We start from the raw sequence: 13,111 nt of genomic DNA, 5'->3' as shown, positions 1-13,111 counted from the left end.
CTCACCTGCCCGCCAGACTTGAGCCGATGCCCGGCGTTTCCAGGTCGATATCGACCCTTAGCGGAAAATGATCGGATGCCACCGCGCCGACATCGGCTGTTACCGAACGGACGCGCCCGGCCAGCATGCCGCCGACGAAGCAATGGTCGAGCCGGCGTTTTGCCAGCCTGCCGTCGATGATCTTTTCATGCGTGTGGAAATCCGGCCCGGGCTCGCTGGCGACGGCGGCGGCATCGACGAACCCGTCGATATAAGCGGCGCCGGGATGATAAGGCATGCTGCCGGTAATACGCCGGTATTCGGCGCTGCCCGGCTCCATGTTGAAATCGCCAAGCCAGATCGCCGCCTGGGGGTTTTCGGGCTCCGCCTGGCCGTTGCTCCAGTTGCGCTGCGGCTCGTCGTCGGCGCCGCTCCACGGGCCGCCGTCGGATGGCGCTCGACGATGCTCGGCAAGCAGATAGTCGATCTGCTCCAGCCGCTCCTCGGCCGCGATATGGGAAAGATGCAGCGAGAACACCCGCACCGGTCCCGCCGGTGTGCGGATCATGCATTCCAGCGCCGCGTTGCGGGTGTTGAGCGGTCTCAGCGTGCGGCGCATCGGCAGCGCGTGCAGCCGCGACCAGACGATCGGCAGCCTCGACAGCACCATCGTACCGAACTGCCGCCGGCGGTTGACGACGCGGCCGTCGCGCTTCTCGCTTGCGTCCATGTCGAAGGCGGGACCATAGGCACAGTAATAATCGGGCAGCAGGCTGGAAAGGATCGCGGGCTGGTCGTCCTCATTGCTGCGCTGCCAATGGCGCTCGACCTCCTGCAGCGCGATGATGTCGGCGCCGTCAACCAGCCTGGCGCAGCGGGAAAGATCGTAGCGCCCGTCGCTGCCGTAGCCATACTGGATGTTGTAGCTGATCAGCTTCATTGATTAACCGGCTCACTTCCGATGATCGCAGTAGCCCCTCGCCGCCAGCGTTTCAATGGACCGCGAGCGCGAGCGGAATAGTCCAACGGATGCCGGCGAACCGCCGTCGCCACACCGTTTCACTGTTCCATGGACGGCGAACCGCTCTATCTCCCTGTTTTTTGACGCAATTCCGGGCGGACGCTAGGGTGAAGTCACCGACCCCAACCGCCCACGCTTTGCTGGCCTCCGTCAGGTGGTGAGCGGCTGGTAGCTTCCTGCGGGCGACGCCGCCAGTTCCGACCAGTCGATCTCTTCCTCCAGCCGATGATAGGCCTCGTCGCCGATCGTGCCGTTGCGGCGCAATTCCTCCAGCGTGTCGCGCTGCCGGTTGATCGCATAAAGGCGCAGGCGGTCGTATTCGGTTGCCGCCTCGGCATTATCCGGATTCTCCGCGATCTGGCGCTGCGCCTCATATTGCTCGCGCACCACGGCAGCCGCGGCCGACGTCTTGCGGCTCAGCACGTCGAGCGCCGCCTGCATGATGGCGACGCGTGCCTGGGCAACTTCCCGGTCTATCGTCGTGTCGCGCTCGAAGTTGAGCCAGCGCAACAGCGGCTTCAGGCTGATGCCTTGCAGCACCAGCGTACCGAGAACGACCGCGAAGGCGGCCAGCACGATCGGGTCGCGGCCGGGAAAACCGGGCGGCAGGGCAATGGCTGCGACCAACGTCACCAGCCCGCGCATGCCGCACCAGCCGACAAGCACGGCGCCCCGAAACGTCGGCGCGTCCCGCTTTCGGTCTTCGCTTTTGAAGCGGAAAGACCGCCGCATGATCGCGACGTAGCCCTGCACCCAGACGATGCGCGCCACGATGACGACGGCCAGCACCGTCGCGGCGAACAGAAAGGCTTCGCCTTGCCCGTCGCCGGAGAGCCGACCGACGATCGACCGCGCCTGGAGGCCCATCAGCACGAAGGCCAGGACGTTGAGCACGAACACCGCCGATTCCCAGACCGAATAGGTGCTGACGCGTCGTCTTGCCGAAATGTGGCGCGGCGCGGTGCGGGCGATGGTGATGGCATAGACGACGATGGTGATGATGGCGGAAAGGCCGAGCTTGTCGGCAATGATCCAGACGGAGAAGGTTCCGGCGAACTGCACCACGGTGCTGCTTGCCGCATCCTCAATGCGCGTCAGCGTGAGCAGCGACACTCGGCCGAACAGATAGCCCGCGACGACGCTGCCGATGGTTGCAAGCAGGATGACGGGCACCGCGTCTTTGAGCATGACCGAGCCGATGGCGGCCGAAACCGATATCCGGTAGATGAGCAGCGCGGTGGCATCGTTGAGCAGGCTCTCGCCCTGCAGAATGGCTGTGATGCGGTGCGGTACCTTGAACTGGCCGAGCACGGCGCTCGCCGCGACCGCGTCGGGCGGAGCGACGATGGCGCCGAGCGCGATTGCCGCCGCGATCGGCAGACCGGCCATTTTCCAGCCGACGAAGGCGACCACCACCGTGGTGAAGACGACCGCGCCGAGCGCCAGAAGCACCAGCGACAGCCGGTAGCGTTTCAGGTCTCGCAGCGAGGTGTCATAGGCGGCGTCGAGAAGCACCGGCGCGATGAACAGCGCCAGCGCCAGTTCCGGATCGATCTCGATCGTTGGCGCGCCCGGCACGAAGGCAAGCCCAACGCCCGCAAGCGCCAGCAATGACGGATAGGGAACCTCCAGCCGCCGCGATAGCGCCGTCAGCGCGACCGCGATGAGAAGCAGGACCAGGGTGAGCTCGAAAAGGGCCATGGTTCATCGTAGCGGCGAAGCACGAAGCTTGGCAGTACCTTGAGACAGGATACTGTTGATTTATCGAACGCGTCGATATCGCGCGGTCATATGGACTTTGCACGGGCTCAAAGAGCTTCAGTACAGCTGGCGAGGCTGTGCCGAGAAATCAGGTCAGGCCGAGTCGAAAATGGTGGTTTCTGAGAACCGGCCTACGCCGTAGCCTTCATATAGCGGAGACACTTATGAGTGCTTCGGCCGGCGAAGGCCGGAGCGGAGCGGACTTTTCGTACGCGAGCACCGGAAGAGCAGGAAACCGCCATTTGCAGGCCGGCCTCACCTGATTCTCGACATAGGCTAGTGCAGGACCAGCATATCGCCCGACGAGAAGGAAATGTCCGCCTTGTCGCCGACGACTGGAGGCGGCGTCGTGGAATTGTTGAAGGTGTCGAGCGACACCGTGTTGCCGCCGATGCCGACGCGCACGCGGATGACCGAGCCGAGGAAATGCACTTCGGCGATCTCGCCCGACAGGCTGGCGTCATGACCGGGCTGCCGCCCCAGCGAAATCGCTTCCGGCCGCAGGGCGAGCGACAGCGTGTCGCCGGACTTGGAGCCGTTGAGCTTGCCCTTGAGCGAGACTTCCTGGCTGTTGACCTGCACCTTGCCCGAGGCGGCGTCGGTGACCTTGCCTTCCAGCACGTTGAGCGTGCCGACGAAATTGGCGACGAACTTGGTCGCCGGCCGGTTGTAGATCTCGAACGGCGTGCCGACCTGCTCGGCCTTGCCGCCATACATCACCGCGATGCGGTCCGAGATCGACAGCGCCTCTTCTTGGTCATGCGTGACGAAGATGGTGGTGATGTCGAGCTTCTTCTGGATCGAGCGGATTTCCTCACGCAGCGACACGCGCACCTTGGCGTCGAGCGCCGACAGCGGCTCGTCGAGCAGAAGCAGTTTGGGTTTTGGAGCAATTGCCCGCGCGAGCGCGATGCGCTGCTGCTGGCCGCCGGAAAGCTGGTAGGGATAGCGATCGGCCATTTGCGGCAGCTTGATGATGTCGAGCATCTCGGCGACTCGGGAATCGATGGCCGCCTTCGACATGCCCGCCACCTTGAGCCCGAAGCCGATGTTCTGCGCCACCGTCAGATTCGGGAACAGCGCATAGGCCTGGAACACCATGCCGACATTGCGCTGGTTGGGCTTCAACCGGGTGATGTCCTTGCCGCCGACGACGATCTTGCCGGCCGACGGCTCCTCGAAGCCGGCGACCATGCGCAGCACCGTCGTCTTGCCGCAGCCGGACGGGCCGAGGAAGGAGACGAATTCGCCCGGTGCGACATCAAGATTGAAATCCTCGACCACGGTCGTGGCACCGAAGGATTTCCGCACATGCTGGATAGAGAGAAACGGCTCGGCCATGGCTTTTGCTTTCAGTTCGGTCGGTTCGCCGATTTCGGCGCGAAACGGGACAGGATCTGGATCAGTGACATACAGCCCCAGGTAATGGCAAAGGCGATGATGGCAAGCGCCGCCGGTTCATAGGCGCGGTTGGCGCCGATGTTCTGCAGATAGGGGCCGAAGGCCGGGCGATTCAGCAGGCTGGCCATCGTGAACTCGCCGATGACGATGGCGAAAGTCAGAAAGGCGCCGGAGAGCACAGCGATCAATACGTTTGGCAGAATCACCCGAGTAATGATCGTGGACCAGCCCGCGCCGAGGATCTGGGCCGCTTCCGTCAGCGTGCGCACATCAATGGTGCGAAGGCCTGTATCCACCGCCCGATACATATAAGGCAGCGACAACGTCGCGTAGCCGATCACCAGCAGGGCGTTGGTGGCCGTATCGTTTGCCAGGAACGGCAGCGGCGAATTCGAGCCGTACATTCTGATGTAGCCGAACACGATGACGATTGCCGGGATGACCAGCGGCAGCAGCGTGATGAACTCGACGATCGGCCTGAGCTGCGGCAAGCGCAGCCGGATCCAGTAGGCGGCCGGCACCACGATAAGCACACCGAGGATGATGGTGAAGAGGGCGGCGACCACCGAATACATGAAGGTCGCTTGGAAGCGTGCGTCGCCAAGCACGATCTGATAGGCGTCGAAGGAATAGGCCCCGCGACGCATGCGCATGGAGAATTCAACGGTAGCTATTAGCGGAATGAAGAAATAGGCCGCACCGAGCGCGAAAACGACCCAGGCCCAGAATCTACCGGACTTCATTTGAGCCACCTCTCCGAACGGGTACGGAACCAGATGTAGAAGACATTGGCGAGGCCGGTGATTAGAATCATGCCGAAGGCGATCGCGTAGCCGAGATGCGCGTTGTGCAACACATCGCCGCGGATCTGCGCGTAGAGCACGATGGGAATTATGTTCAGCGAAGAGCCGGTCAGCGCATAGGCGGTAGCAATGGCCCCGAAGGCGTTGGCGAACAGCAGGATGACCGTGCCGAGGAAGCTCGGCCAGATTACCGGGATGACCACCATGCGCCAGTATTGGGCCGTGGTCGCGCCCAGCGTCGCTGCGGCCTCGCCCCATTCCTTCTTCAGCCCGTCGATCGCCGGAGTGATGATGACCACCATTAGCGGGATTTGGAAATAGACATAGGTCAGCGTCAGGCCCCAGAACGACAGGATATTAAAGCCATGTGCGTAGAGGTTGAAACCGAGCACGGTATTCAGGATCACCGTGGCGAGACCCAGCCGGCCAAGCGTGGCAAGGAAGGCGAAAGCCAGCGGCACGCCGGCGAAATTCGACGCAACGCCTGAAAACGTTAGCGTCGCCGAGCGTATCCACTCCGGCAATCCCCCACGCACGATGGCGATGGCAATCGCCAGGCCGGAAAATGCGCCGATCAGTGCCGAGGCCAAGCTGACCTTGATCGATATCCAGTAGGCAGCCAGAATCGTGGGCAGTTGGCAGTTGCCAGGGGTCCAGGAAAGCCAGGATGCACCTTGGCACTGCAGATAGATCGACAGGTTTGGTGGATCGAAAATGCCGACGATGTTGGCAAGCGTGAACTCACTGGCGTCGTTCTGGAAAGCGCCCAGCATCAGGTAGAGGGTGGGCAGGATCAGGAACATGACCGCGAAGATGAAGAACGGTGCGACGCCAAACCATTGCGTCGGCAGCCTTCGGCTTCGCGCATCGGCGGGCGGCGCGGTCTTTCCCGCAATGGCCTGGTTGGAAAGCGAGAGATCGGTCATGCGCCGGCTACCGTTTCTGGGAAGCTCCGGGCGGCCTTGTGGCCGCCCGGACGATTTGCATGATTACTTCACGTTGGCGCCGACGACAGCGTCCCAGTTCTTGGTGATGGCTTCCTTGGCCTTGCCCTGCTCGTCGAGCGTCGGGAACACCGCGGAGGCATAGGCTTCGGCCGGCGGCAGCTTGGCCATCACATCGGCCGGAAGCTTGCCGTTCTTGGCGAGGTCATTGAAGCGGATCGGATGGCAGTAACCCTTCAGCCAGCCGATCTGACCCTCGTCGGAGTAGAGATACTCAAGCCAGAGTTTGGCGGCGTTCGGATGCGGTGCATAAGCGCTGATCGCCTGCACATAGACGCCGGCGACGACGCCGGTCTTCGGCACGACGACGTCGACCGGCGGGTTGCCCTTCAGCGTGTCGCGGCCGGCAAGCGCGTTGTAGTCCCAGGTGACCAGGATCGGGGTCTGACCTTGGGCCAGCGTGGCTGGCTTGCCGATGACCGGCACAAAATTGCCAGCGGCATTGAGCTTCTTGAAGAAGTCGAGACCTGCAGTGCCGGCTGCTTCACCAGCAGCGGCACCACCGGACAGGCCGGCGGCGTAGACCGCCTGGATCGCCTGGTTCGAGGCGCGCGGATCCCCGGCGAGGGCGACGGTGTTGGCATAATCCGACTTCAGCAGATCTGCCCAGTCAGCCGGAGCTTCCTTCACAAGATCCTTGTTCACCAAGAAAGACAGCACGCCGTAATAGTCGCCCGTCCAAAAACCATCGGCATCCTTGGCGCTGTCCGGGATCGAATCCCAGGTCGATACCTTGTAAGCTTGGATCAGGCCGTCTTTCTTGGCGGTCGGACCGAACGACAGGCCAACGTCGATGACGTCGGGCGCCTGGGGGCCCTTGTTGTCCTTGTTGGCCTTGATCGCCTCGACCTCGTCGCCCGAACCGGCGTCCGGATTGAGCTCGTTGATGGTGATTCCCGGATACTTGGCCTTGAAACCGTCGATCACTGCCCCGTAGCCACACCAGTCATGCGGAAGCGCGATGGTGGTGAGCTGGCCTTCCGCCTTCGCGGCCTTGACGAGATCGTCCAGCGAAGCCGCGGACGAAATCACCGTCGACGCGAAGAGCGCCGCGGCCGAGAGGGAAAGCACTTTCCCCGTGAACTTGAACATGTGTTCTCTCCGTTGAACTGGCGCTGTTGGGCGCCTGCGATGCGGGTATCGTTTCCGTGTGACAGCCAGATGAAGGCTTTTTGAAACCGAAGCCCACAGCGAAAAAAGTTAACTCTTTTTAACGGACTGTAGCAATTAGCCCGCACTTAATTTTCCGGCTAATGGTTAGCTGCCTTGATTTTGCCCCTCCCTTTCCTCGAGTGTTCCCTTCTTCAACTTTTGGTATTGAAAGCCGGCTCTCAGACAGAGCCGGCGATCGCATTTTCCAGCAGCGTCAGCGCCGCCTTCTTGGTGAGCTTCACGGGGTTGCCGCCGGCGGTCGGATCGACCACCGCCATGTCGGCGATCAGCGTCTTGCGCTTCTTGTCCATGTCGAGCCCCTTGATCAGGCCGGGCAGCGCGTGCGGCACCTTGAGTTCCTTGCGCAGCTTGATGATGGCCTTGGCGAAACCATCGAAGCCGCCCTTGATGCCGCAATAGGCGGCGAGCCGTGCGATACGGTCCTCGATCGCCTCGCGATTGAAGGCCAGCACATAGGGCATGAACACCGCGTTGGTCATGCCGTGATGGGTATCGTAGAGCGCGCCGATCGGATGCGACAGCGAATGGATGGCCCCCAACCCCTTCTGGAAAGCGGTGGCGCCCATGGCTGCCGCGCTCATCATATGGGCGCGCGCGACGAGGTCCTTGCCGTTGGCAAAGGCCTTCGGCAGGTTCTCGAACACCAGCCTTATGCCTTCCACCGCGATGCCGTCGGCCATCGGATGATAGCCCGGCGCGCAATAGGCCTCCAGGCAGTGCGCAAGCGCGTCCATGCCGGTGCCGGCGGTGATGAAGGGCGGCATGCCGACCGACAGTTCCGGATCGGCAATGACGATCGCCGGCAGAAGCTTCGGATGGAAGATGACCTTCTTGGTGTGGGTCTCCTCATTGGTGATGACGCCGGCGCGGCCGACCTCGGATCCCGTGCCCGCCGTAGTCGGAACCGCGATGATCGGCGCAATCACGTCCGAATTGGCCCGGGTCCACCAGTCTCCCACATCCTCGAAATCCCATACAGGCCGGGTCTGTCCGGCCTGGAAGGCGATCAGCTTGCCGAGGTCGAGCGCGGAGCCGCCGCCGAAGGCGATGACGCCGTCATGCTTGCCCTTCTTGAACACCGCGATGCCGGCGGTGAGATTGGACTCGACCGGGTTCGGCCTCACTTCCGAGAAGACGCCATACGGGATCTTGGCATCGTCGAGGATCTTCAGTGTCGAGGCGACGACGGGCAGCTTCGCAAGGCCCGGATCGGTGACGAAGAGCGGCCGCTTGATGCCCGTCGCATTGAGCACATCAGGCAATTCCTTGATACGTCCGGCGCCGAAGCGGACGGTGGTGGGGTAGTTCCATTTGGAGATGAGCTTGGACATTTTCTGTCTTTCGAAAGGTCAGATCGTTTCGCGCAGGTGATAGGATTTCGGCCGGGTCAGATTGTCGTAGCCGATGGCCGAGAGCGCCGCGCCCTTGCCGGTGTCCTTGACGCCGGTCCAGACCAGCGCCGGATCGAGATAGTCGCAGCGGTTCATGAACACCGTCCCGGTTTCGACACGGTCGCCGATCGCCACCGCGCGCTCGGTGTCGCGCGTCCAGATCGAGGCTGTCAGCCCGTACGGGCTGTCGTTCATCAGCGCGATCGCCTCTTCGTCGTTGCGCACCTTCATGATGCCGACGATCGGCCCGAAACTTTCCTCGCGCATGACGCTCATCTGGTGATCGACATTGGTCAGCACTTCCGGCGCCAGATAGGGCGAGCCCGGCTTGTCGTTCTCGACCTTCATGTTGATGTGCGCCTTGGCGCCCTTGCGCAGCGCCTCGGCCTTCTGCTCGCGGATCAGGTCGGCAAAGCGCGCCTGCGCCATCGGACCCAGGGTCGTCGCCTGTTCCAGCGGATTGCCGACGACGTAGTTCTTCGTCTCGGCAACAAAACCTTCGACGAACTCGTCATAGACCTTCTCGTGCACATAGACGCGCTCGATGCCGCAGCAGCACTGGCCGGAATTGTAGAAGGCGCCGTCGACAAGGTTGGCGACCGCATGGTCCAGCTGGGCGTCGGGCAGCACATAGGCGGGGTCCTTGCCGCCGAGCTCGAGGCCGAGCGTCATGAAGGTGCCGGCCGCGGCCTTCTCGATGGCACGGCCGCCGCCGACCGATCCGGTGAAGTTGACGTGGTCGATCTTGCCCGAGCCGAGCAGTTTCTCGGTCTGGGCATGGTTCATGACGAGGTTCTGGAACAGGCCCTTGGGCAGGCCGGCCTTGTCGAAAGCCTGCTGGAAGCGTTCGCCGACGAGCAGCGTCTGCGCCGCGTGCTTGAGGATGACGGCGCTTCCTGCCATCAGCGCAGGCACGATGGTGTTGACGGCGGTGAGATAGGGATAGTTCCACGGCGCGATCACCAGCACGACGCCGAGCGGCACCTTCTTCACATAGCGCCGAAAACCGTCCTTCGGATTGGAGGCCATGACCGGCTTCAGCGCGGCCTCGGCGATCTCCACCATATAGTTGGTGCGTTCCTTGACGCCGCCGAACTCGCCACCATAGCGCACCGGCCGCCCCATCTGCCAGGCGATCTCGGGCACGATCTCGTCAGTCATGGCGACGAGCGCCTCGAGCATCGCCAGCATGTATTTGCCGCGCTCGACGACCGGAGTCTCGGCCCACTTTTCCTGCGCCGCCCTGGCGCGTTCGACCGCGGCGTTGATCGCCTGGTCGGTCGCGACCGGCCGCTCGGCATAGATCGAACCGTCGATGGGTGATTTCAGCTTGACCGTTTCGGTCATTTTATAAGTCCTCGCAGTTTTACAACAATCGATATGCGCATGGCCTGCCTTCATCCGCTTGCCGGCACCTTCTCCCCGTATGGTGACGGGGGAGAAGGGAAGCGTTGCGACGCCGGCTACCCTCTCCCGTTCTCACGGGAGAGGGTAAGGGTGATGGGCAGCGCCGACCCTAACGCGGCCCTTAATACCGCTCGAAGCCCCGGTGCAGTTCCCAATCCGTGATGCGGCGATCGTATTCGAACTGCTCCCAGCGGGCGGTGTGCACATAGTGCTCGATGACGTCGTCGCCGAAGGCCTGCTTCAGCATCTTCGACTTGGCCAGCGTCTCGGTCGCGTCACGCAACGTCTTCGGGATCTCCGGCAGCCGCGAAGCCTGATAGGCGTCGCCGACGAAGGGCTTCTGCAGCTCCAGCTTCTCGTCGATGCCGGCGAGGCCCGACGCGATGAGCGCCGCGAAGGCCAGATAAGGGTTTAGGTCGGCGCCGCCGATGCGGCACTCCATGCGGATCCCCTTGGTGCCCTCGCCGCAGAGCCGGAAGCCGGCGGTGCGGTTGTCCTCGCTCCACATGATCTTGGTCGGCGCGAAGGTGCCTGCCTGGAAGCGCTTGTAGGAGTTGATGTAGGGCGCCAGGAACCAGGTGAACTCCTTGGCATATTTGAGCTGGCCGGCCGCCCATTGCTGGCCAAGTGTCGACAACGTCCACTCGGCTTGTCTGTCGAAGAACAGGGGCGTCTTGCCGTCGGCGCTCCACAGCGAATTGTGGATGTGGCTGGAATTGCCGGCGAGCCCGTAATTGTACTTGGCCATGAAGGAGATGGCCTTGCCTTCGGAATCGGCGATCTCCTTGGCGCCGTTCTTCAGGATGACGTGGCGGTCGGCCATGTCGAGCGCCTCGGCATAGCGCACATTGATCTCTTCCTGGCCTGGTCCCCACTCGCCCTTGGAGTTCTCGATCGGGATGCCGGCGGCCTCCATTTCGTTGCGAAGCCGGCGCATGACGCCTTCTTCCTTGCTGGTGATGCCGATCTGGTAGTCGCCGATATAGGGCGAGGCGCTGTCGAGCCCCTGCCAGTGCTTCTTGCGGGCGGACTCGTAAGTCTCGCTGAATAGGTAGAATTCGAGCTCGGAGGCGAAATAGCCGATATAGCCGCGCTCCTGCAGACGCTTGACCTGCTTCTTCAGGATCGCGCGCGGCGAGTGACCAAGATCCTCATGCGTGTGATGGTCGAGCACGTCGCAGATGACCAGCGCCGTCTTTTCCAGCCAAGGAATGCGCCGCAGCGTCGACAGGTCCGGCTTCATGACGAAATCGCCATAGCCCTTCGACCAACTCGCCGCCTTGTAGCCCGGCACCGGCTCCATATCGATGTCGCAGGCGAGCAGATAGTTGCAGCCATGCGTCTCGCCATGCGCGGAATCGACGAAATACTGAGCCAGGAAGCGTTTTCCCGAGAGCCGGCCCTGCATGTCGACGATGCAGGCGAGCACCGTGTCGATCTCGCCATTCGAGACCGCCTTCTTCAACTGATCGAACGAGAAATTCCCGGCCATTCCTTTGGCGCTCCAGTGCTTGGTCGTTGAGAGGGAGAAACGAAGCCATGGCCGGCACAAGGCCGGCCACAGTCCATAATGCGCATATCAGTGGCCGGTCTCGCCGACCGCCTGTTCGGCCGCCTTGATCGCCGCCTGTCGGGCCGCGATGATGTCGCCCAGCGGCGGACCCTGGAAGCGGTTGCGCTCGAAGGCGAACCAGACGATCGCCGTCAGGATGAAGAAGCCGACGGTGATATAGAGCGCCCAGTCGTTCGGCGGCTGGATGCCGATGACGAAGATCAGGATCATCGACACGATCGACAGGAAGGCGAACAGCATGAAGATGCCGCGGCCCATGTTCCACGGCCCCATCTTGTCCCACTTCGGCGTGCCCCAGGCCATCATGCCGAGCACGATCGGCACGGTGAAGGAAAGGAACAGGAAGATGACGGTGCAGGACACCACGATCGTATAGGCCGAGGTGCCGGCGACCGAGACGACCGACGACCCCCACACGAACAGCACCGACAGGATCGAGGCCGTCCAGATCGCGGCCACCGGCGTGCGGTAGGTCGGGCTGACCTTGGCAAGCGATGCCGAGCCTGGCAGGCCGCCGTCGCGCGAGAAAGCGAAGATCATGCGCGAGGCAGAGGTCACCGTGGCAAGGCCGCACAGGAGCTGCGAGATGAACACCACGAGGTAGACGAACTCCTTGACGCCGGTGCCGACGCGCTGGTCGAAGGCCCAGAAGAACACGTTCCAGCCCTGCTTGGCAGCGTCGTCCATGTTCGGGATCATCAGGACGAAAGCGGCGAGGAACAGGTAGCCGAAGACAGCCGACCAGATCACGGACATGACCATCGCGCGCGGCACCGACGAGGCCGCCTTGATGGTTTCCTCCGACGTATGCGCCGAGGCGTCATAGCCGGTGATCGTATAGATCGGCAGCAGCAGGCCGAGCGCGAAGACCCAGGCGTTCGACACCTGCGGCCACACGCCGCCGCCGGCATCGCCGGAATAGTTGTGGAAGGTGAAGAGACGGCCGAAATCCCAGGTCTCGGCCGAAAGCAGGCAGACCACCGCGATGAGGATCGAGCCGAAGAAGATCAGATAGCCGGAGAAGTCGGTGAGCTTCGCCGTCAGCTTGATGCCGAGGTGATTGATCAGCGCCTGGGCGCCGGTGATGATGACCAGGAAGATCATCTGGTTGGTCAGCGTGCCCTCGATGCCCAGCGCCGGGCCGAAGGCGCCGACGAAGAACGTCCAGGTGCCGACATTGATGGCGCCGAGCACGGTGATCAGGCCGAGCAGGTTGAGCCAGGCCGTCACCCAGCCGGTGCCGCGATTGCCGAGGATCGAACCCCAGTGATAGAGGCCACCGGCCGTGGGATAGGCCGAGCTGATCTGCGACATGGCCACCGCAAAGGTCAGCGACACGAAGCAACCGACCAACCAGCCGATGCCGATGCCGATACCGCCGGCACCGGAGGTTGCCTGGGCCAGCGAGTTGATGCCGCCGGACAGGATGCAGATGATGGAGAAGGAAACCGCAAAGTTCGAGAAGCGGCTGAGCCGCCGCTCCAGCTCCTGGGCGTAGCCCATGCTGTGGAGGTGTTTTACGTCCTCCGCCTTGTCTGACTCGGTATAGCCCGGTGTCGTCATGTCGGAATTCCCCTATGGTTCTTGGCTGGCCGGTG

Annotated in this window: 10 protein-coding genes; all 10 read right to left on the bottom strand. The window is 62.7% G+C overall.

The window, feature by feature from the left end; all coding sequences use genetic code 11:
• Window position 1: 1 nt before the first annotated feature.
• Entirely contained in the window at window positions 2-919 is a 918-nt protein-coding gene (locus tag DPM35_RS06470; protein WP_112126489.1) for an endonuclease/exonuclease/phosphatase family protein, read from the bottom strand.
• Window positions 920-1,150: 231 nt separating this feature from the next.
• Window positions 1,151-2,701, bottom strand: a complete 1,551-nt coding sequence (locus DPM35_RS06465; RefSeq protein WP_112126488.1) for a cation:proton antiporter — start codon at window positions 2,699-2,701, stop codon at window positions 1,151-1,153.
• Between the two features lie 336 nt (window positions 2,702-3,037).
• Window positions 3,038-4,102: an ABC transporter ATP-binding protein gene (locus DPM35_RS06460; RefSeq protein WP_112126487.1), complete on the bottom strand. Its 1,065-nt coding sequence runs from the start codon at window positions 4,100-4,102 to the stop codon at window positions 3,038-3,040.
• A gap of 11 nt (window positions 4,103-4,113) precedes the next feature.
• The gene (locus tag DPM35_RS06455) at window positions 4,114-4,905 is read right to left on the bottom strand and encodes an ABC transporter permease (RefSeq protein ID WP_112126486.1); all 792 of its coding nucleotides are present in this window, start codon (window positions 4,903-4,905) and stop codon (window positions 4,114-4,116) included.
• Entirely contained in the window at window positions 4,902-5,891 is a 990-nt protein-coding gene (locus DPM35_RS06450) for an ABC transporter permease (RefSeq protein WP_112126485.1), read from the bottom strand. Before DPM35_RS06450 ends, DPM35_RS06455 begins: the two co-directional genes overlap by 4 nt.
• A 63-nt stretch (window positions 5,892-5,954) precedes the next feature.
• A complete protein-coding gene (locus tag DPM35_RS06445) occupies window positions 5,955-7,061 on the bottom strand; it encodes an ABC transporter substrate-binding protein (RefSeq protein ID WP_112126484.1) in 1,107 nt (368 codons plus the stop codon).
• A 239-nt stretch (window positions 7,062-7,300) separates the two neighbouring features.
• A complete protein-coding gene (locus DPM35_RS06440; RefSeq protein ID WP_112126483.1) occupies window positions 7,301-8,473 on the bottom strand; it encodes an iron-containing alcohol dehydrogenase in 1,173 nt (390 codons plus the stop codon).
• Window positions 8,474-8,491: 18 nt separating this feature from the next.
• Complete coding sequence (locus DPM35_RS06435) at window positions 8,492-9,880, bottom strand: aldehyde dehydrogenase family protein (protein ID WP_112126482.1); 1,389 nt, start codon at window positions 9,878-9,880, stop codon at window positions 8,492-8,494.
• Window positions 9,881-10,061: 181 nt separating this feature from the next.
• The gene (locus tag DPM35_RS06430) at window positions 10,062-11,432 is read right to left on the bottom strand and encodes a glutamine synthetase family protein (RefSeq protein ID WP_112126481.1); all 1,371 of its coding nucleotides are present in this window, start codon (window positions 11,430-11,432) and stop codon (window positions 10,062-10,064) included.
• Between the two features lie 87 nt (window positions 11,433-11,519).
• On the bottom strand, window positions 11,520-13,076 hold the full coding sequence (locus DPM35_RS06425; RefSeq protein WP_112126480.1) for an amino acid permease: 1,557 nt from the start codon (window positions 13,074-13,076) through the stop codon (window positions 11,520-11,522).
• Window positions 13,077-13,111 lie beyond the last annotated feature (35 nt).

Origin of the sequence: Mesorhizobium atlanticum (assembly GCF_003289965.1) — a bacterium.
In the GTDB taxonomy this organism is placed as follows: domain Bacteria; phylum Pseudomonadota; class Alphaproteobacteria; order Rhizobiales; family Rhizobiaceae; genus Mesorhizobium; species Mesorhizobium atlanticum.
Note: the sequence above shows the minus strand (reverse complement) of the source record. Positions and strands in the feature narration are given on the sequence as shown.

What these genes read in the sequence shown, in the direction of transcription:
- DPM35_RS06470 (WP_112126489.1), bottom strand. Translation starts at nt 919, where the DNA reads ATGAAGCTGATCAGCTACAACATCCAGTATGGCTACGGCAGCGACGGG.
- DPM35_RS06465 (WP_112126488.1), bottom strand. Translation starts at nt 2,701, where the DNA reads ATGGCCCTTTTCGAGCTCACCCTGGTCCTGCTTCTCATCGCGGTCGCG.
- DPM35_RS06460 (WP_112126487.1), bottom strand. Translation starts at nt 4,102, where the DNA reads ATGGCCGAGCCGTTTCTCTCTATCCAGCATGTGCGGAAATCCTTCGGT.
- DPM35_RS06455 (WP_112126486.1), bottom strand. Translation starts at nt 4,905, where the DNA reads ATGAAGTCCGGTAGATTCTGGGCCTGGGTCGTTTTCGCGCTCGGTGCG.
- DPM35_RS06450 (WP_112126485.1), bottom strand. Translation starts at nt 5,891, where the DNA reads ATGACCGATCTCTCGCTTTCCAACCAGGCCATTGCGGGAAAGACCGCG.
- DPM35_RS06445 (WP_112126484.1), bottom strand. Translation starts at nt 7,061, where the DNA reads ATGTTCAAGTTCACGGGGAAAGTGCTTTCCCTCTCGGCCGCGGCGCTC.
- DPM35_RS06440 (WP_112126483.1), bottom strand. Translation starts at nt 8,473, where the DNA reads ATGTCCAAGCTCATCTCCAAATGGAACTACCCCACCACCGTCCGCTTC.
- DPM35_RS06435 (WP_112126482.1), bottom strand. Translation starts at nt 9,880, where the DNA reads ATGACCGAAACGGTCAAGCTGAAATCACCCATCGACGGTTCGATCTAT.
- DPM35_RS06430 (WP_112126481.1), bottom strand. Translation starts at nt 11,432, where the DNA reads ATGGCCGGGAATTTCTCGTTCGATCAGTTGAAGAAGGCGGTCTCGAAT.
- DPM35_RS06425 (WP_112126480.1), bottom strand. Translation starts at nt 13,076, where the DNA reads ATGACGACACCGGGCTATACCGAGTCAGACAAGGCGGAGGACGTAAAA.